Annotated in this window: 17 protein-coding genes and 1 other RNA gene; 4 read left to right on the forward strand and 14 right to left on the reverse strand. The window is 66.8% G+C overall.

What is annotated here, in order from left to right; genetic code table 11:
• Window positions 1–276: 276 nt before the first annotated feature.
• The 10 genes from WH85_RS50525 to WH85_RS19185 all read right to left on the reverse strand — a co-directional run bounded on the left by WH85_RS50525 (window position 277) and on the right by WH85_RS19185 (window position 10,256).
• Complete coding sequence (locus WH85_RS50525; RefSeq protein WP_157411090.1) at window positions 277–2,094, reverse strand: coiled-coil domain-containing protein; 1,818 nt, start codon at window positions 2,092–2,094, stop codon at window positions 277–279.
• 853 nt (window positions 2,095–2,947) lie between these two features.
• Window positions 2,948–3,484 (reverse strand): hypothetical protein, encoded by a 537-nt coding sequence (locus tag WH85_RS19150; protein WP_157411091.1) that lies wholly within the window; start codon window positions 3,482–3,484, stop codon window positions 2,948–2,950.
• A gap of 176 nt (window positions 3,485–3,660) precedes the next feature.
• Window positions 3,661–4,038: a transfer-messenger RNA gene (ssrA, locus tag WH85_RS48190) on the reverse strand.
• Window positions 4,039–4,065: 27 nt separating this feature from the next.
• Window positions 4,066–4,764 (reverse strand): cellulose binding domain-containing protein, encoded by a 699-nt coding sequence (locus tag WH85_RS50530; RefSeq protein WP_045743272.1) that lies wholly within the window; start codon window positions 4,762–4,764, stop codon window positions 4,066–4,068.
• 121 nt (window positions 4,765–4,885) lie between these two features.
• Window positions 4,886–5,362 carry an SsrA-binding protein SmpB gene (smpB, locus tag WH85_RS19160; protein ID WP_045743273.1) on the reverse strand — a complete coding sequence of 159 codons (477 nt, stop codon included), beginning with the start codon at window positions 5,360–5,362 and terminating at the stop codon, window positions 4,886–4,888.
• Window positions 5,363–5,431: 69 nt separating this feature from the next.
• The gene (locus WH85_RS53735; RefSeq protein WP_281179067.1) at window positions 5,432–6,628 is read right to left on the reverse strand and encodes a M23 family metallopeptidase; all 1,197 of its coding nucleotides are present in this window, start codon (window positions 6,626–6,628) and stop codon (window positions 5,432–5,434) included.
• 176 nt (window positions 6,629–6,804) lie between these two features.
• On the reverse strand, window positions 6,805–7,680 hold the full coding sequence (gene ftsX / locus WH85_RS19170; protein WP_045743274.1) for a permease-like cell division protein FtsX: 876 nt from the start codon (window positions 7,678–7,680) through the stop codon (window positions 6,805–6,807).
• Between the two features lie 63 nt (window positions 7,681–7,743).
• Complete coding sequence (ftsE, locus tag WH85_RS19175) at window positions 7,744–8,424, reverse strand: cell division ATP-binding protein FtsE (RefSeq protein WP_045743275.1); 681 nt, start codon at window positions 8,422–8,424, stop codon at window positions 7,744–7,746.
• Window positions 8,425–8,564: 140 nt separating this feature from the next.
• Window positions 8,565–9,677 (reverse strand): peptide chain release factor 2, encoded by a 1,113-nt coding sequence (gene prfB, locus WH85_RS19180; RefSeq protein ID WP_045743318.1) that lies wholly within the window; start codon window positions 9,675–9,677, stop codon window positions 8,565–8,567.
• A 63-nt stretch (window positions 9,678–9,740) separates the two neighbouring features.
• Window positions 9,741–10,256 carry a PadR family transcriptional regulator gene (locus tag WH85_RS19185; RefSeq protein ID WP_045743276.1) on the reverse strand — a complete coding sequence of 172 codons (516 nt, stop codon included), beginning with the start codon at window positions 10,254–10,256 and terminating at the stop codon, window positions 9,741–9,743.
• 375 nt (window positions 10,257–10,631) lie between these two features.
• Here WH85_RS19185 and WH85_RS19190 point away from each other — a divergent pair, with 375 nt between their 5' ends.
• Window positions 10,632–11,612, forward strand: a complete 981-nt coding sequence (locus WH85_RS19190) for a hypothetical protein (RefSeq protein WP_045743277.1) — start codon at window positions 10,632–10,634, stop codon at window positions 11,610–11,612.
• Here WH85_RS19190 and WH85_RS19195 read toward each other — a convergent pair.
• Entirely contained in the window at window positions 11,564–12,025 is a 462-nt protein-coding gene (locus tag WH85_RS19195) for a DUF6912 family protein (RefSeq protein WP_045743319.1), read from the reverse strand. The genes WH85_RS19190 and WH85_RS19195 overlap by 49 nt on opposite strands.
• A 222-nt stretch (window positions 12,026–12,247) precedes the next feature.
• Here WH85_RS19195 and WH85_RS19200 point away from each other — a divergent pair, with 222 nt between their 5' ends.
• Window positions 12,248–12,478 carry a helix-turn-helix transcriptional regulator gene (locus tag WH85_RS19200; protein ID WP_045743278.1) on the forward strand — a complete coding sequence of 77 codons (231 nt, stop codon included), beginning with the start codon at window positions 12,248–12,250 and terminating at the stop codon, window positions 12,476–12,478.
• Window positions 12,479–13,189: 711 nt separating this feature from the next.
• Complete coding sequence (locus tag WH85_RS19205) at window positions 13,190–13,564, forward strand: Rv3235 family protein (RefSeq protein WP_211275396.1); 375 nt, start codon at window positions 13,190–13,192, stop codon at window positions 13,562–13,564.
• Between the two features lie 446 nt (window positions 13,565–14,010).
• On the opposite strand, the gene WH85_RS50535 is transcribed toward WH85_RS19205, so the two are convergent.
• Together WH85_RS50535 and secA are read right to left on the reverse strand one after the other, a co-directional pair.
• Window positions 14,011–14,202, reverse strand: a complete 192-nt coding sequence (locus WH85_RS50535; RefSeq protein WP_157411092.1) for a hypothetical protein — start codon at window positions 14,200–14,202, stop codon at window positions 14,011–14,013.
• A gap of 164 nt (window positions 14,203–14,366) precedes the next feature.
• Window positions 14,367–17,363, reverse strand: a complete 2,997-nt coding sequence (gene secA / locus WH85_RS19210; RefSeq protein WP_045743279.1) for a preprotein translocase subunit SecA — start codon at window positions 17,361–17,363, stop codon at window positions 14,367–14,369.
• A 184-nt stretch (window positions 17,364–17,547) separates the two neighbouring features.
• On the opposite strand from secA, the gene WH85_RS19215 reads away from it, so the two are divergent.
• The gene (locus WH85_RS19215) at window positions 17,548–18,573 is read left to right on the forward strand and encodes a GNAT family N-acetyltransferase (protein WP_052720541.1); all 1,026 of its coding nucleotides are present in this window, start codon (window positions 17,548–17,550) and stop codon (window positions 18,571–18,573) included.
• A 3-nt stretch (window positions 18,574–18,576) separates the two neighbouring features.
• Here the strand turns inward: WH85_RS19215 and hpf are convergent, their stop codons facing one another.
• Window positions 18,577–19,191 carry a ribosome hibernation-promoting factor, HPF/YfiA family gene (hpf, locus tag WH85_RS19220; protein WP_045743280.1) on the reverse strand — a complete coding sequence of 205 codons (615 nt, stop codon included), beginning with the start codon at window positions 19,189–19,191 and terminating at the stop codon, window positions 18,577–18,579.
• Window positions 19,192–19,308: the final 117 nt, after the last annotated feature.

Genomic DNA, 19,308 nt, shown 5'->3' on the forward strand with positions numbered 1-19,308 from the left:
GCCCTGGCTAACGCACCCGTCGATTGGTTAGCCCGCTAGGGCGCTCTGCGGCGCCGTACGGGTCGCCTCCGCTACATATGCCACAGCGAACACGGTGGCCGTTGGGGCGGTCGAAATGTTCGCCGAGGCGCAGCACCACCACCAGCTCGGGGAGTCTTGGTCTGGCAGTGCCGACAGGCACAATGGGTCGACGACGACACGCAGTCCCCTGGATAGCCCACTCCAACATCCAGCGTGGCATAGAGCTGGCCCAGTAGTCGCAGGGCCAGGCAAGCACTAAAGCGAATCTAAATGGCCGACCAGGGGGTCCCAGCCGAGCAACCTGTCAGCCCCCAGTTCGATGAAAGAAACGTCGGAGCCTTCGAGCGTGCTTCTCAGGTGCGCCATCTCAGTCGTGCTAGTTACAATTACCTGGCTTTGCTCACCATTCCCATCCGCCAGATAGCGCAGAATTATCTCGTAGTGGGCAAGCTCCATGTCTTGCTGCCGCGGCTCGTCGAGAACCAATAGGCCGGGATGCCGTCCTCGGTCTACGCCAACACGGCGTAAGGAGTCAAGGTATGCGAGCTTGATGCGTACAACGTCGCTCGCACTGGCGTCAGTGTCGACGTCGAATCCTTGGCGCACTGGCTGCAGGGAGTCCATGTCGACCTGCACCAGTTCGGGGTCATAACTCCCGAAGCCCGAGGCGCGAAGCCTCTTTCGCATAAGTGAACCGACGGACCGCAGAACAGTTATATCTGCGTCGGAAAGCCCATCCGGAAGGGCGTTAAATTCATTTCGGGCAGAGGAAATATCGTCGGCTACCTGCATCAAATATTCAAGCCTAGTATCGAACGAGTCGATGGCTCTGCGAATTTCGTCACGACGAATTTCTACAGAGACTCTCCTAGCAATGTCTCCACTCTTGGGGACCTGATCAGCCGTGATGGCATCGGTCTCCAGGGATCGCAGTCGCACCCTGAGATGATCAATCTCACGCTGCATTGCCGTATACGCATAGGACGACTGCTCCGCAATGACACGCGCTCGCTCACGCATGGCCGCAGCTGTGCTGATCTGAGCATTAATTAGACCGATGGTTTCACTCACGTCCAATGTCGGGCCAAGTTCGGCGGCCTCAACACCGTCTAATGACTGGCTGCATGTCGGACAATTATGGTCCGCGATATGCTGCGCTGAAGCTTCACTACCAAGCCGAACAAGCGTTGCTATATCCCTGTTACGGTTCCGCTCTTCAGTAAGGTTTTCAATTCGCCTATCCAGGGCCGCAAGTTGGCCTTCATTCATCGTTAAATCTTGCTCAAGAAGACGGGTAGCGGCGAGAACATCGTTGAGTTCTTCACGCACCTCATCGATCTGCTCACGCAATCTTGCATCAATGTCTTCATTGTGCTGAGAGGTCGTGACAGTAGAAGATTCCAGTGCGGTTAGTTCCGCTTGAAGGGAACGCAAGACATCCTCAGCTGGCAGCCATTCACCTTCCCTAGAGACTTGAAGCATGGCATCACTCAAGTCTGTAGGCTGCGCTACGGTTGCCCTTGCCGCAGATCCAGATGGACGCTCGGGCACGCCCACGACTCGACCACCGATTGCCCCCGCTTGACCTCTCAATACGGATCGAGCGGAGGTCCAGTCAATTTGCAGATCGGAAATACGGCGGTCAAGTTCCTCCCTGCGTTTACGTGCTGCCGGGCCTTCAAGGCTGAGTAGGAATTCTGCGGCGCGCCGGACCGGCTCCCTAATTTGATAACGCTCTACCTTTCGAGGCCCTGACGACACCCAAGCTTGCTGGTCAACAATCAGAAAGGGAAAAATAACGTCCGGGTATAACAGCACAGGGTTGCCGGCGTAGTTCACTACACTCGGCAGGTCCCAGCCGATAAACTTCATTAGGAGAGCATGGAAGCCTCGTTGGCCCTGGACGCTACCAGGATCATGAAGAAAGAAGTCGGTAGGCCGGGACCTCACTACCGGTTCGGTGACCGCGGCTTCCCCCCAAACGCGCACCAGATTGGGCCGGAACGTTGGATGCTTGATATAGCGCTGCGCCGTGACGATCTCTCCGGCGGCATTCTCCAGCTCGATTGCCACCCAGCTCGAAGAGACCAGACGGGCAACTTCCTGCCCATCCCGTGAGTCGATTATTTCGCTCGTCATAGCGCTGCCAAGCGGCGCGTGGGCTCGAGCGCTTAGCATGCGCTCCATTCCAAGCGCATAGATGATGCCTTGAACGACCTGCGTTTTGCCGCGGTTGTTCCCTGCCTGGATGAGGTTAAATCCCGGCGCGAACCTGACGGTTCGCCCGAAAGTTCCACCATCTTCGGTGTGGACTCGGAGCTTTACAGCGCGGACGCTCATCCTCATTCGACGTTCACTCCTAGATGACGCATCACTGCCGCGTCGCTTAACTTGGCGAAGTCTGCGAGGAACCGCTTCTCAATTGCCAGCAGTTCGGGCTCTCGGTCGATAGACGCGGCGAGATCAACGCCCTTTTCCGTCAAATGTATTCGCCTATTACCCTGTCCGCGAACCCCTACCAGACCGTCTGCAATAGCTAACCTGACGGTGAGTTGAAGGTCGGGATCAATTCGATTCAATTGCGTGCTTGCGAATCGCCGCCCGGCCCACCACGCTGCAAGCATATTGCGAGTTCTACCGGTCCGCATACCCCACATGAATACATGGACATTATCTAGCTTAGCGGCCTTACCGTTGAACCGCGAAAGAACCAACACTAATAGGGAGGTTCTGAATGCGATTCGCTTCCGAGCATCCATCGCGCGCGGTCGCCTATGGAAGCCGGCAGGTATCTGCACGCCCTCCGCTTCGACTACCGAGGCGGCGGCTGCGAGCGCCCATAGCACCGCCTGACTCTCGTCCCGTCGCGGTCCCGTTGGGTCATCCGGATGGCGATCTTGGCCGCGCATTTGTGTAGGGTCAGCGCTCATGGAAAGTCCAACGGGCAGTCCATCAGCCACTGGGCTACTTGGCCCTCGGCGACCACCCGAGCCTGGGACTTACGGACGTTGAGGACGTTCACAACAACTTCCTCGGTGTCCTTTAAAATCGAAGCCAGCAATTGATCTGGATTCGGCTGGTCGAGCGGGTAGTGCACCTCAAGCCGGGCCTCGAGGTCTGATAGCTGATCCTCAAGCTCCTCGCCAAGCTCCGCGTAATGGTCCCGAATCCAATCTCGCTGCTCACGCCCAATGACCGAGTTCGGCAGCAGACGGTTGATGAACTTATCGCGCTTCGCAGTCTCGCTGAAGCCTGCGGTACGGGATAGCTTTCCGTTCATCCGTTGGATCAGCGGATCCGCTATATGCCCATAATCAGGATCCACAACGGAAGGCAGCTTCAGCCGATCAAGCTGTCGCGCAATTACAGCATTCTTCGCGCGTTCATACGACCGAAGCGTACGCGGCATCACAACGATTTCGTCGTCGGCGTACTGAGCCCGCAAGCACAGCGGGAACGCCATGGCGCCCACCAACGGCGCGCCGGTCGACGAGGCAGGGCCGTACGTCGCGGCCGACGAACTGTCGGACCTCGTGTTGCCGCTGGTCAACGAGGCGAGAAACGAAAGCGGCGGCACCGATGGTGCCGCCGCTTCGAGCGAACTCTCTCCCGCTGTCGCGGGTTCAAGTAAGCCCTCTCTCGTGGAGGTGCCGGGAATCGAACCCGGGTCCTTCGTTGCTTTGTCAGGGCTTCTCCGAGCGCAGCTCACTATGCCTCTACTCGGCCCTGCCAATCACGTGAGCGAGTTGGCATGACGGGCCCAGTCGTGTTTGATCTCGCCGCACGGTCCTCACGACTAGAACCGGTTGGCCAGCCTTCTAGCTGATGCCGACAGACCGGGTCGAAGGCGACCCCGGGTCGACAGACTTGCTACTTACCTCAGGCGGCAAGAGCGAAGTCAGCGCGGGAGTTATCCTTGGCGCTTATAAGTTTCCGACGACCGATTCTCGAGACGACGTCGGCTTCCTCGGCTCGCTTCCCCTGTCTCCACCTACGAAGTCGAAACCAGTCACCCCCGTGTCAAAGTGATCCAACCCGTCAAGCTTAGCTCACCGAGCAAGTGCCTCCGCCAACGGAGCATGCCGACGGCTTCACGGTGTTCCGGGAGTCCTTCGACGCCTGGAAACCGACGTTGACGGTGGCGCCGGCGTTGACGCTGCCGGTGAGGGTGACCCGGCCGTCGTCGCCGCTGACGCTGACGTTCCAGCCGCCGCCACGGACGCGCACACCGGCGTCCGAGGGGTAGCTCAGGTTGATGGTGAAGTCCTTGGCCGCGCCGGTGTTCGTCACCTTGATCGAGGCGATGAAGCCGTCCCGCCAGCTCGCCGAGTTGCTGTAGGAGACGCTCAGGTCGTCGGCCGGCGCCACGGTGGTCTTCGACGGGGTCGGCGAGGCTGCCGCCGTGGTCTTCGACGGCTTCGCCGAGGCCGAGGTCGCCGACGGGGTCGCGGATCCGGACGGTGAGGCCGAGGTCTTCGACGGCGTGGCGGAGGCGGACACCGACGGGGACACGGATACCGATGCGGACACCGTCGGAGACGCCGGGACCGGCGCGGGCGGGGTCAGGGCCGCGGCCTGCGCCTCGGCCACCACGCTGGGCTGGACCAGCAGCGGCTCGTCATCGGCCTTGGCCGGCCCGCCGGCCCGGATGGCCACCCAGCCGACCAGGGCGAGCAGGACCGCGGCGCCGGAGCCGAACACGATGCGGGCCAGGATGAAACGACGGGTGGCGTGCTTGGACAACGGCCGGGTCTCCTCGCGACAGCACAAAGAACGAGCATGGCAAGTACGAGCGGGGCAAAACGAAGATCAAGCTATGCGACGGCTGAGAGATCGACAAGCCGCGGCGCAGCAGAATACCCCGTCAGCCCATGCCCTTCGCACGGCGGCCCACAGCCTTGTTGATCTCGCGCTGAGCATCCCGCTTGGCCAGGTCGTTGCGCTTGTCGTAGCTCTTCTTACCCTTGGCGACACCGATTTCGATCTTGGCGTAGCCGTTGTTGAAGTAGACCGAGAGCGGCACGATCGTGACGCCGTCGTCCCGCAGCTTGCCGCTGATCTTGCGAATCTCTTCGCGGTTCAGCAGGAGCTTGCGCACCCGGCGGGGCTCATGGTTGGTCCAGGTGCCCTGCGTGTACTCCGGGATGTGCATCCCGTGCAGGAACATCTCGCCGTTGTTCTCATGACCGAACGCGTCGACCAGCGAGGCCCGGCCGGCCCGCAACGACTTGACCTCGGTGCCGGTCAGCATCATCCCGGCCTCGTAGGTGTCCAGGATCGCGTAGTCGTGGTAGGCCTTGCGGTTGGAGGCGACGAGCTTGCGCCCCTGTTCGCGTGGCATGACCGCGTTTCCCCCTCGACGACCGATGGTGCAATCCGTCGATCCTACCCGGACCGCCCGGCGTCCCCGTCAGCAGAGGCAGCCGGGCAGGTACCGCAGCGGATTGCGGGGCACACCGCGGAACCGGGTCTCGAAGTGCAGATGCGCCCCGGTGGACGCGCCGGTGCTGCCCACCCGGCCGATCACCTGGCCGCGGCGGACGTACTCGCCGACGTGCACGAAGATCCTGGACTGATGGCCGTAACAGGTACTGAAGCCCATCCCGTTGACCTTGCCGTGGTCGATGCAGGTGTACTGGCCGTACCCGCCGCTCCAGCCGGCCCGGATCACCCGGCCGGGCGCGGCGGCCCGGATCGCGGTCCCGGAGCCCGCCGCGAAGTCGGTGCCGGCGTGCAACTGCCACACCCGGTAGTAGGGGTCGTAGCGGTGGCCGTAGTCGCTGCTCTTCCAGCCGTGCACCGGCATGAGCAGGCGGCCGCCGGAGTACCGGCCGGGGCCGGACCGTCTCTCCCAGCCGAGCAGGGTCCGCTGCACCTTGCGTTCGGTGGCCAGCGCCGCGCGGTACTGGGCGAGGACCGTGGCGCGCTGGGCCTGTGCCGCGCTGAACGCGGCCCGCCGGGCCAGGACCAGGGTGTAGAGCGCGCGGCGTGCCCGGACGGCGGCGTCCTGAGCGACCTGCGCGGCTCGGAGCTTGGCGACCACGTCCGCCTCGGCGGACTCCGCGGCACGCTTCGCGGCCGCCGCGTGGTCATGCGCGACCCGGGCGGCCCTGCGGGCGATGACGAGGGTACGCACCTGAGTGTGTTCGTTGTCGACGATCTGTTCGACCAGTCCCAGCCGGTCGATCAGGTCCTGCGGGCCGGATGCCGAGGTCAGCACGTTCAGCCGGGAGAATCCGCTGCCCATGTAGCTGGCCTGGGCGATCTCCTCGACCCGTTCGCGGGCGCTGGTGACGTGCCCGGCGGCGGCCTCGTACCGGACGGCGACCTTGCGGTACGCCCGGCGGGCCACGTCGGCGCGGCGCCGGGCGGTGTTGGCCTCGACCCGGGCGGCGACCACGATGCCCCGGGCGGCGGCCGCCTTACGTTGGGCGATCGGCAGGGCGGCGCTCGCGCGGGCGAGGCTGCGGGCGGCGGCCCGGGCGGTGGTGCCGGCGCTCTCCAGGAGCGCCTCGGCGTGGCGGACCGCACGGGAGGCCTCGCCCTCCGGGTCGGCCACGGGCGGCGCCGGAGCCGCCGCGGCCGGCGCGGGAACGGTCAGACTCAACCCCGCGGCGCCGAGAATACCGAGGCAAGCGGTGAATAACTGGTCAGAACGGCGATACCCCACGGGGAGTCACCGTACCCTGACCAATCGCCAGGAAAGCCCCAAATCGCCCGACGGCCGCGACCCTGTGCGGGTCGCGGCCGTCGGTTCGTCGTGCCGTATTCGGTTCTGCGCCACTAAACCTTGAGGTAGAAGCGCAGGGTGACCCACGCCGTCACCGCGCTGACCACCGAACCGACGCCCGCGAGCAGCGGCAGCATCAGCCAGAGGTTCCCGTCCGGGATCGGGGTGATGATGGTGGTGAGTGCCTGGAGCTTGCCGTCAAGCAACACCACCTTCCCGATGAACAGGAACACGAAGCCGAGGAGCGCGCCGACGATGCCGGCGACAACCGCCTCGAGCACGAACGGCGCCTGGATGAACCAGTTCGACGCGCCGACCAGCTTCATGACCGCGACCTCACGGCGCTTGCTGTACGCCGCCACCTGGATCGTGTTACCGACCAGCAGCAGCGCGGCGAACGCCATGACACCGGCGACCACCAGCGACATCACCTGGATGGAGTTGAAGATGTTGAAGACCTTGTCGAGCAGCGAGCGCTGGTCGATGATCTGCCGGATACCCGGCAGGCCCTCGATCTGCGCCGAGAACTCGGCGTACTGCTCCGGGTTCTTCAGCTTCACCCGATACGACTCGGGCAGGCTGTCCGCGTTGATCGAGTTGACGAAGTCCGGCGAGTCGGCCCACAGCTCCTGGAACCGCTTGAGGGCGGCTGCCTTGTCCTCGTAGGTCTTGGTGTCGACCAGCGCGCTCGATTCGATCGCCGCGTTGATCGCTTCGCGCTCACCGTCGGTGACCTCGTCAGTCAGGAAGACCGAGACCTCGATCTCGCCGTAGTAGGCGGTCTTCATTTGGTCGACCTGCATGTACATCAGCACGCTGGCGCCCAGCATGGTCAACGAGACCGACATGGTGATGATCATGGCGACCGTCATCGTGACGTTGCGCCACAGGCCCACCAGGACCTCGTTGAGGACGTACTTCACGCGCATCGGGGGGATCCTTCCAGGACTCCGCGTGTCAATTCAGCTTGAGTTTCGGGTGCGGAGCCGGGCTCAGCCGTAGACACCGCGGGCCTGGTCACGGACGATTCGTCCGCTCTCGATCTCGATGACCCGCCGGCGCATCTGGTTAACGATGTTGGAGTCGTGCGTGACCATGACGACCGTCGTGCCGGTCCGGTTGATCCGGTCCAGCAGTCGCATGATCTCGATCGAGGTGTCCGGGTCGAGGTTACCCGTCGGCTCGTCGGCGAGCAGGATCAGCGGCCGGTTGACGAAGGCACGGGCCACCGCGACACGCTGCTGCTCTCCACCGGAGAGCTCGTGCGGGTACCGGTGCTCCTTGCCACCCAGGCCGACAAGCTCGAGAACCTCCGGCACGACACGCCGGGCCACGGCCTTCGTCTTGCCGATGACCTCGAGTGCGAAAGCCACGTTCTCATACGCCGTGCGGTTCGGGAGCAGGCGGAAGTCCTGGAACACACAGCCGATCGAACGGCGGAAGTGCGGGACCTTCCACGAGCGCAGGGTGGTCACGTCCTTGGCGTTGACGACGACCTTGCCGCTGGTCGGAGCGACCTCGTGCAGCAGCAGCTTGATGATCGTCGACTTGCCGGAACCGGAGGGGCCGATGAAGAAGACGAACTCACCCTTCTCGATACCGACGCTGACATTGTCCAGCGACGGCCGAGACCCCTTCGGATACGTCTTCGTCACGTTCTCGAGCTGAATCACGGGATGGGAGTCTACGCGGTGTAACGAATCCGCCAAGCCCGCCGGGGTCGGGAATATTCGTCACCTGCGGTAACAGCACAACCGGGCAACCTCGCCTGACCGACCGTCCAGGTGAGGTTGCCCAACGTGACGGATCTTCGTCAGGCGGCCGTCTGATTCTGCTTGCGCCAACGGATGCCCGCCTCGATGAAGGCATCCACATCGCCGTCGAACACCGACGACGGGTTGCCGGTCTCGAATTCCGTCCGGAGGTCCTTGACCATCTGGTAGGGGTGCAGCACGTACGAACGCATCTGGTCACCCCACGAACCGGTGGTGTCGGTCTTGAGGCCGGCCATCTTGGCCTCCTCCTCCTGGCGCCGGCGCTCCAGCAGTCGGGCCTGGAGGACCCGCATCGCGGACGCCTTGTTCTGCAGCTGGGACTTCTCGTTCTGGCACGTGACGACGATGCCGGTCGGCACGTGCGTCAGCCGGACGGCCGAGTCGGTGGTGTTGACGCTCTGCCCACCGGGGCCCGACGAGCGGTAGACGTCGGTGCGGAGCTCGTTGTCCGGGATCTCGATGTAGTCGATCTGGTCGACCACCGGCATCACCTCGACACCGGCGAAGCTGGTCTGCCGCCGGCCCTGGTTGTCGAACGGGCTGATCCGCACCAGGCGGTGGGTGCCCGACTCCACGGAGAGGGTGCCGTAGGCATAAGGAACCTTCACCGCGAACGTGGCGGACTTGAGGCCGGCCTCCTCCGCATACGAGGTGTCGTAGACCTCGGTCGGGTAGCCGTGCCGCTCGGCCCACCGCAGGTACATCCGCATCAGCATCTCGGCGAAGTCGGCGGCGTCCACGCCACCGGCACCGGCCCGGATCGCGACCACGGCCTCCCGTGCGTCGTACTCACCGGAGAGGAGAGTGCGGACCTCCAGCTCCTCGATCTGCTTGGCCAGCGTCTCGATCTCGGTGCCGACCTCGGCGACGGAGTCCTCATCGCTCTCGGCCTCGGCCATCTCGAGCAGCAGACCGGCGTCGTCGAGACGGGACCGGAGGCGCTCCAGCCTGGAGATCTCACCCGACACGTACGACAGACGGCTGTTGACCTCCTGCGCGCGGGCCTGGTCGTCCCAGAGGTCGGGGGCGGAGGCCTGCTCCTCGAGGTCCGCCTTGTCACGGCGCAGCTTGTCGACGTCGAGAACGGCCTCGATGTTGCGCAGGGTGGAGTCGAGTGCTTTCAGTTGCTCGGGGAAGTCGGCAGCGGTCACGACACTCAAGACTACGCCGCCCGGCCAGAATGCTGGCCGGGGCGGTCACAAAACACCGGTCGGTCAGCTGGTGGGCGCGGCTTTGAGCCACGTCAGCGCCGCCTTGTGATAGGCGACGGCGAACTCCAGCGCGGCGGCGCCGAACGGATCACCGTTCTTCTTCGCCTCCTTGGCCTGCTCCTTCGCCATGGCCATGGCCTCGGAGTGGTACTGGTTGGCGTTCGCGTAGAGCACCTGGAGCTGATCCCCGGAGTGCTGCTGACCGAACGCGACCCGGAGAGCGACCGGGTTGCGCAGCGCGTCCCGGCCGGGAGACTCGGCGAGCCAGCGGCTGAAGGCTCGCTTGCCCGACGCCGTGATGGCGTAGGGCTGACTGGAGCGGGGGCCCGGCTTACCAAGTCGGACATACCCCATTTCGGCCAATACGGGAAGTTCGCGGTAGACCTGGCTCCGCGTCATCGACCAGTAGGGCCCGAGACGGCGTTCGGCAGCCGCCATCAGCTGGCCACCGGTCATCGGTCCTTCATGCAGAAGGCCGAGCAGGGCAGCCGCCGTCGGATTGATTTGGAAGTCGGGCATGCCTTCTAAGCTGCCACTTTGTCGTTCTGACGTCCAGGATTTCGCCTGATCCGTCCAGTTTGCGTCTCCACAAACGACTGTCCCGCACAGACAGTCCGACAACGAGGGTGCGGACGGCGCGTTTCGCCCTCAAGAGCGACTCTGAGCAGGTAAAATGGAGCAGCTAAACGGTCAGACGACACGTCCCGGGCAGGATTTTCGCGAATCGGCCTAAACTGACACGCCAATCAGGACATCGAACCCATCCAAGGTGATAAGCGCAATATCGGCGAGGTCGGCGCGGCGCGGACGAAGCACGCACGACGCCTGTGACGGGCCCGGATGGCACGTATGGCCGGTCCGATAGCCGCAGGTCCTCCGGCTACCCTGAGCCCCATGACCGACCGCCAGTCCGCCCCGGAGACCACCGAGGAGTCCCCGCTCGTCGTGGCCCTGTTCGCGGCCGCCGCGCTCGCCTGGACCGCCGCCATGATCTGGTCGGCCCGGCAGGACATCACCGCGCGCGCCGACGCCATGTCCGAGGTGACCGCCGCGGCCTACGCGCTGCCCGGCATCGTCGCGGCCGAACTGGTGGCCGGAGCGGCCGCGGCACTACTGGTGCTCACCCTGATCGCCCGCCGCCGCCCGCTCGGCGCGACCGCCCGGTTCGCCGTCGCCACCGGCACGGGACTCCTGATCGGCGCGGCCAGCGCCGTCCCGATGTTCACCATCAACACGGCCGGCACCATCTACGCCGCCATCGGCGGCACCCTCGCCGCGGCCGGGACCATCGGCGGCGCGCTCGCCGGCTTCCGGGTCCCGTCCGTCGTCGTCGCCGCCGGCTCCGCGGCCGTCGCGGTGTTCGTGATCGGCACGGTGCTCAACTACTCGCCCGTCCAGAGTCCGCTGCTGTCCCTGCTGGGCGCCGACGACACCGCGTCCACGGTCGCCGCGTCGCAGTGGTTCTCCTACGGCCAGGCCACCATCAGCGGACTCGCCGCCGGGATCATCACGTTCCTGCTGCTGCGCCGGAGCGGCCGGCGCACCGGCACCACCCTGCGCTGGACGATGCACGCGGCGGCCGGCGCCGGCCCCGGCGTGATCCTGGTGGCCGGCGAGATCCTGTCCCGCACCGCCGGGTCGAAGGTGCTGGACCTGGCCGGCAAGGTCAGCATCCTCGAACAGACGACCCAGCAGATCCTGAGCGCCGCCCGGCTCAACAGCGGGCTCGTGGTGCTCTTCATCGGCGCCATCTCAGCGATCATCCTGGTCGGCCGGACACTGGAACCCGCCGACGACTCCGACTCCTCTGAGGATGAGGACGAGGATCAGGTGAGCGAGTCCAGCTCGGAGACGGCGTACCACTCCAACTCGTGATCCTCGGCGCCGTCGACGACGAACTGGGCGTCCTCGTCGCCGGCCAGAGCCGCGTCGACCACCTCGACGGCGGCCGTCACCGCCTCCACCGCGTCGGCGCTGTCGACGTGGATGCTGGCGATCGACGTCAGGAGCACCGGCCCCGGCAGCCGCACCGCGCTCGACCCGAGCTCCATGTCCTGACGGACGAACGCCGACGGCGGCACGTCAGCGGAGATCACGACCCGGCGCCGCGGCGCATCGGCGTCCTGCCGGATCAGGCTCAGGGCGTCCTGCGCGGCACGGGTGAAGGCGACGTACTCCAGCTCCTCCTCGTCGCCCTCGGCATACCACTCGCGGAGGCCGGGAGTCACCGCGTGCGCGTTCGTCGGGCTCCCGCCCAGTCGGGCGGCGGACCGTAGCGCCGCGAGCATCGGCACGGTCGCCGGCACGTAGACCCGGACCAGCTCGGTGATCGGCACGTCTTTCCTCCCGTGGATTCGCTGCCCGGTCAGTACACCGTCACAGCGGACCGGGAGGCCCCAATTCCACCAGGCGTCTCCGGATCGTGGCGAGCCACCCCTCCTTCGGGTTGCCCCACCGGAGGCTTCCGGAGGCGAACAGTGGCAAACTCAGGCTGCCGATCGAAGGAGGACATGGTGGAATCCCGCTTCCTGCTCCTCTCCGAGGTCGCCACCGAGCTGAACGTCTCGGACTCGCAGGTCTACCACATGGTCCGCAGCGGCGAACTCCCCGCGATCAAGATCGGTGGGCGCGGTCAGTGGCGCGTCGAACGCGCCAAATTAGAGGAATACATCCTACAAAAGTACGCCGAAACGGCCGCTTGGGTCCGGGACAACCCGTTGACCGAGCGCGAGGCGGAGTAGGCGTTCCGTTCTTTTTGTATGTCTTCCCGGATCGATGGTGGGCCGTTGACCGGGCTTCCGGCGTGGAGAAAGCTCACAGCTGTCGAAGGCAAACGGAGGCAAACGTAAGGATTGGCGGTGGAGATGCGATCAACGGGTGCCGCATCGATCCGGTCCCGGCCGGCTGTTCGGTTGTGGCCGGTCCCCCGGTCCGATCCACCGTTCGACGACGAGCTGGAACCACAGGTGTGGGCTTCGGGACGGCAGCTCGCTCTGGACTGGTCCGGCAATCGCCGGCTGGCCGATGGGGCTGGGCCGGGTGAGCGGAAGGGGCCGGGCGACCGGGTCGGGGCAAGCGGATCGGGTGGGCCGGGCGGGTCGGGTGCCGATCGGTCTGCGGACGAGCGTGGGTGGCCCGGTGCACGTGGTCATGGTGGAGCAGTCGTCGACGGGCAGGTCGCGGGCGGATCCGGGGCCGGCGGACCGGCGGGCGGGTGTGCCTGTGACTCAACAGCGGGATGCGTCGGTGGCACGGCAGGCTGCCCGAGTGGAGATCCGGCGCTCGGGGCCGTGGGTGGACCTGGACCGGGCGGATCCGGACAGAGCGGATCCGGACAGGGCGGACCGGGGATGGGCAGACCCCCTCTGGGGACCGGATGGCATGTCGGGGAGGGCGGTTCGGCTACGCCCACGGGCAGGACCGGGCCTGTTCCTGCCGCGGACCGTGCGGTGGTGGCCGGCGCGTCCGGGGATGCGCGGCTGGCGGTCCGGCGATTCGTTCACCTCTGCGTCGAGGTGTTGAACGGTTATCGGCCGGCGGCGCACCTTCGCCGCCTCTCGCTGCCGTCGCAGGCCGCCGACGTGGTGGCCCAGGGCGTCGCCGGAGCACGCCGGGTGGCCGCCGTCCGCACCAGCAGGCGGTCAGGGGCGCGGAGGGCGCTACGCCCGGCGCCGGTGGCCGTCCTGAAGCTGCGCCTCTGCGAGCCGCGGCCGGGCGTGGTGGAGGCCGCCGTCGCCCTGGTGACCGGCGACCGCACCTGGGCCATGGCCCTCCGGCTGGAGCTGCACCAGCAGACCTGGTGCGCAACGGTCCTGCGCCTGATCTGACCGCCGTTGCCACAGACCGACACCACTCAGATCCCGCATCCAGGTCCCGCGGCCGGATGCCCCGGTCAGATGGCCCGGCCGGTTGCCCTGGTCAGATGCCCCGCTCAGATGGCCCGGCCGGGCGCCCTGGTCAGATGCCCCGCTCAGATGGCCCGGCCGGATGCCCCGGTCAGATCCCACGTTGAGGTTCGGCGTGGATTGGGCTCGCTGTTGGTGATGGTCGACGTCGGTGGGATCTGACGGTCGGGATACCGGACGGTCGGGGAACGACGCGCTCAGACCGGCTTCTGCCCAAGTCGGTGGCGGCAGGTCCCGCGCCACTGCTCCAGGTCCCCCGAGGCGCCTGTCGTGCAGCGCAGGCGGCGGGCGTCACGGGCTGAACGAAATCCGGACCCGCCAGGGGAGCCATCGGGTCCGCTGCCAACTCACCGAGGAGACGACACACCTCACTCACCGACGAGACGACACGCCTGAGGACACCCGCCCGACAGCAACGGACGACACACCCACAGACCAACCCGCCGCCGAGTGACAGCCCACAGCGACAGCGACAGCGACAGCGACAGCGACAGCGACAGCGACAGCGACAGCGACAGCGACAGCGACAGCGACAGCGACAGCGACAGCGACCCTGTCATGTCAGGGTGAGGTGAGGCCATCGGCCTGTGGCGGACGGAGCGGGCGAGAACCGCCGGGGCGGCCCCGGACCGGCGGGAACGGCGAACGGCCCGCAGACCGGCGGAGAGCCGGGCCTACGGGCCGTTCAGACGCGCGTGGTGGCCCGTGCGGGCCGGTCAACGGGTCAGTTGGCGCCGGGAGCGCCGTGGCAACGCTTGTACTTCTTGCCGGAGCCGCAGTAGCACGGGGCGTTACGGGACGGCCCGCTCGACTCCGTCTGGCCCGCCGAACGGGCGGCGTGCCGCGCGCTCGTGTGGGCCGGGCTGGGCGGCACCGGCGAGTCGCCGATGGTCCCGGCCGGGCGGGCGGCGGGACGGGCCGGGGCGGCCGGCGGCTCGGGCTGCGCGTGCCGGCCCGACTGTTCCGACGTCGCGGGCTGGGCGTGCCGCCCGGGCTCCTCGGCCGGCTGTGTCTGGATCTGCGGGGCGCCCGCGCCGGCCTCACCGTCGATGGTGGGGGCGGTGTACTGCAGGTTCTGCGGGCGGCTCGGCCCGCCGAGACCCTTCGCGTGCACCTCGACGTGCTCGGGCTCGGCCGGGGCGTCGTCCTCGTCGCCGACCTTGGGCAGTTCGAACGCCTGGGAGGGGTCGACCGTGATGGTGGGCTGTTCCTCGACCTGAACCTCCAGGTTGAAGACGAAGCCGACGGCCTCCTCCTTGATGCCCTCCATCATCTGGTTGAACATGTCGAAGCCCTCGCGCTGGTATTCCACCACCGGGTCGCGCTGGGCGTACGCCCGCAGGCTGATGCCCTCCTGGAGGTAGTCCATCTCGTAGAGGTGTTCGCGCCACTTGCGGTCGATGACCGCCAGCAGCACCTGGCGCTCCAGTTCGCGCAGCGCCTCCTCGCCGATCTCCTCCTCGCGGGCGCGGTACGTGTTGAGCGCGTCCTGCTTGAGCTGCTCGATGAGGAATTCCTGGTCGACGGCGTTGCGCTCGCCGCCGGACTCGGCCACCACGTCGTCGACGGTGAGGGTCACCGGCCAGAGACGGCGGAGGCTGGTCCAGAGCTGTTCGAGGTCCCAGTCCTCGGCGAAGCCCTCCGAGGTGGCGACCGTGACGTACTCCTCGACCACGTCGTCGATCATGTGGACGACCTGGTCGTGCATGTCCTCGCCGTCGAGCACCCGCTTGCGCTCGGCGTAGATGACCTGGCGCTGCTTGTTGAGCACCTCGTCGTACTTGAGGACGTTCTTGCGGATCTCGGCGTTCTGGCCCTCGATCTGGGTCTGCGCGCTGCGGATCTGCCGGGTCACCATCTTCGACTCGATGGGGACGTCCTCGGGGATGTTGAAGCGCTCCATGACGGCTTCGACGGCGCCGGCCCGGAACCGCTTCATCAGGTCGTCCTGCAGCGACAGGTAGAACCGGGACTCGCCCGGGTCGCCCTGCCGGCCGGAGCGGCCGCGGAGCTGGTTGTCGATGCGGCGGGAGTCGTGCCGTTCGGTGCCGAGGACGTAGAGGCCGCCGGCGGCCTGGACCTCGGCTGCCTCTTTCTCGCAGGCCTGCTTGACCTGCGGCATGACCTCTTCGAGGGCCTTCGCGTACTCCTCGGCGTTCTCCACCGGGTCGAGGCCGCGCTGGGCCAGTTCGGCGGCGGCGAGGAACTCGGGGTTGCCGCCGAGCAGGATGTCGGTGCCGCGGCCGGCCATGTTGGTGGCCACCGTGACGCCGCCCTTGCGCCCGGCCTGGGCGATGATCGTCGCCTCCTGGGCGTGGAACTTCGCGTTCAGCACGCTGTGCGGGATGCCGCGCTTGCGCAGGAGGGTGGAGAGGATCTCGGAGTTCTCCACCGAGACCGTGCCGACGAGGACCGGCTGGCCGGTGGCGTGCCGCTCGGCGATGTCCTCGATGACCGCGTTGAACTTGGCCCGTTCGGTCTTGTAGATGACGTCCGGGTGGTCGATGCGGACCATCGGCCGGTGCGTCGGGATGCTCACGACGCCGACCTTGTAGACGCTGTTGAACTCGCCGGCCTCGGTCTGCGCCGTGCCGGTCATGCCGCCGAGCTTCTCGTAGAGGCGGAAGTAGTTCTGCAGGGTGACGGTCGCCAGGGTCTGGTTCTCCTGCTTGACCTCCACCCCCTCCTTCGCCTCGATGGCCTGGTGCATGCCCTCGTTGTAGCGGCGGCCGTGCAGGATGCGGCCGGTGAACTCGTCGACGATCAGGACCTCGCCCTCGGGGCTGACGATGTAGTCCTTGTCGCGCTTGTAGAGCTCCTTGGCCTTGATCGCGTTGTTGAGGTAACCGACGAGCGGCGTGTTGACCGACTCGTACAGGTTGTCGATGCCGATGCGGTCCTCGACCTTGGCGACGCCGCGCTCGGTGATCGCGACGGTCCGCTTGGCCACGTCGACGTCGTAGTCGCCCTCGCCGTCCTTGCCGGGCTGGAGCCGGGCGACGATCTGGGAGAACTCGCCGTACCACCGGGCGGAGTGCTCGGCCGGGCCGGAGATGATCAGCGGGGTGCGGGCCTCGTCGATGAGGATCGAGTCCACCTCGTCGACGATCGCGAAGTTGTGGCCCCGCTGGACCAGCTCGGTCTTCGACCACGCCATGTTGTCGCGCAGGTAGTCGAAGCCGAACTCGTTGTTCGTCCCGTACGTGATGTCGCACTGGTAGGCCGCGCGGTGCTCGGCGGCCGGCCGGTTCGGCAGGATCACGCCGACGGTGAGGCCGAGGAAGCCGTGGACCCGGCCCACCCACTCGGCGTCACGCTGGGCGAGGTAGTCGTTGACGGTGATGATGTGTACGCCCTTGCCGCTCAACGCGTTGAGGTAGGCCGGGAACACACCGGTCAGGGTCTTGCCCTCACCGGTCTTCATCTCCGGGATGTTGCCGAAGTGCAGGGCCGCGCCACCCATCAGCTGGACGTCGTAGGCCCGCTGGCCGAGTGCCCGCTTGGCGCCCTCACGGGCGACCGCGAAGGCCTCCGGGAGCAGCGAGTCGAGCGACTCGCCCTCCTCGTAACGTTCCTTGAACTGTTGGGTGCACTCCCGCAACTCGTCGTCGGTCAGATCGACGTAGTCTTCCTCGATCGAGTTGACCGCGTCCGCGATCGCCTTGAGCCGGCGCACCATGCGGCCTTCGCCGGCACGGAGGATCTTTTCCAATATCGACACGGGTCAGCGCTCCCCTAGACAGTCTGCCGACCCATCGTAGGCACTCCCGCCGCGGACCTGTGACCCGAGCCTCCGGCGAATCTCGTAAAACAGGTGAAACCTCCCAGCAAGTTCGCTGAAAGCGCAGTGCTGAGCTCTTCGGAACCCGTTTGGCGCCCGGGCGCGTCCCGGAGAGGATGACCGGGTGGATCAGGGACCCGAACACAGGAACACCGGCCGCGCGGTACGACTCCGCGCCCCCGGTCCGGCCGACTCAGGAATCCGGCCGGACGCCGGGAACGTGCTGGTCGTCACCGACGAGCAAACCGGTGAGGCGCTCGGTGAGGTCACCCTCGACCGCGGGGCGCACGACCCGCAGACCGCCGCCGCGACCTTCTCGGTCCGACCCGCCGCCCGCCGCCGCGGGGTGGCGACCGCCGCCCTGCGTGCCCTCGGCCGGCACGCCGCCGCGAGCGGCGTCCACCGGCTGGAGTTGGTGATCCCGTGGGAGAACACGGCGGCGCAGCGGGCCGCGCTGGCCGCGGGGTTCGCCCGGGAGGGTGCGCGCCGCGGCGCGTTGCCGGCCGCGGACGGCCGCCAGGACGCCCTCGTCTTCGCACGGCTGATCGGCGACCCGGAGGTCGCGCCCGTCCGCCTGCTGCCGGATCTGCCCGGCGGCGAGCTCTCCGACGGCGTGGTGACGCTGCGGCCGCTCGGGCCGGGTGATCTGGATTTCTACACCGAACTGCACCATCTGCCGGACGTGGTGGCGACCAGCGTCCCGCCGGTGCCGATGCCGGACGCCACGATCCGGGAGCGCTGCCACCGGGCCGAGGCGCACTGGCTCTCCGGGAGCCGGGCCGATCTGGTCATCCTGGACGCCGCGACCGGAGCCCCGGCCGGCGAGATCGGGCTCTATTACCAGGAGCCGGCGACCGCCCAGGCGATGATCGGGTACAGCATGCTCACCGCGTACCGTGGCAAGGGTTTCACGACCCGCGCGGCACAGCTCGTCGCGCTCTGGGCCTTCGCCGAGACGGGCATCGCGCGCCTGATCGCCGGGGCCGTCCCGGAGAACATCGGCTCACAACGGGTGCTGGAGAAGGCCGGTTTCCAGCGCGAGGCCTACCAGCGCTCGCGGCTGCCCGGACCGGGCGGGAGCCGGGTGGACGACATCCAATTCGTCCTCCTGGCCGGAGACCTGCTCGCGCAGGCCTCCGGCAGGGCGTGAGACTCAGACGGCGAGGCTGAGGATGCCGTAGTCGTAGCCGCGACGGCGGTAGACCACGCTCGGGCGCCCGCTCTCCTTGTCGTGGAACAGATAGAAGTCGTGCCCGACGAGTTCCATCTGGAAGAGAGCGTCGTCCACGGTCATCGGCTCGCCCGAGTGTTCCTTCTCCCGGACGATGCGCCACGGCTGGTTCTCGTCGTGCTCGGCCAGCTCGTCGAGGGCCGGTTCGGCGGTCAGGGTGGCGACTCCACCGGTCAGATCGGTGGGGAGGTTGGCGGTGGCTGCCGCCACGGACACCGGCGCATGCCGGCCCCGATGGACGCGGCGCCGGTCGGCGGAACGGCGCAACCGGGCGTCCAGCTTGTTGATGGCGCAGTCCAGGGCTGCATAGAAGTCTTGTGCCTGTGCCTCAGCGCGGATCACCGGGCCCTTGGTACGGACCGTGATCTCGACACGCTGGCAGGTGTCGGCCTGTCGCGGGTTTCGTTCGTGGAAGAGCTCCACGTCCGCCCTCATCAGCTTCTGGTCGTAACGCTCGACCTTGCTCAGCTTGTCGGCGACATGCTCTCGATAGTGGTCGGGAACCTCTACGTTGCGGCCCTTGACGACAATGTCCACTCGTGACCTCCCCCAACGTTGTTCTTTGGTGCGCCGTTTCGCGGCGCATCGTGCAGCTCAGGGAAAACGCCGCGTGACTAGCCACCAGAACGCGGCCTGTGCCAGGGGTGAGACGAC

Origin of the sequence: Actinoplanes rectilineatus (genome assembly GCF_000962825.1) — a bacterium.
Lineage (GTDB): Bacteria > Actinomycetota > Actinomycetes > Mycobacteriales > Micromonosporaceae > Actinoplanes > Actinoplanes rectilineatus.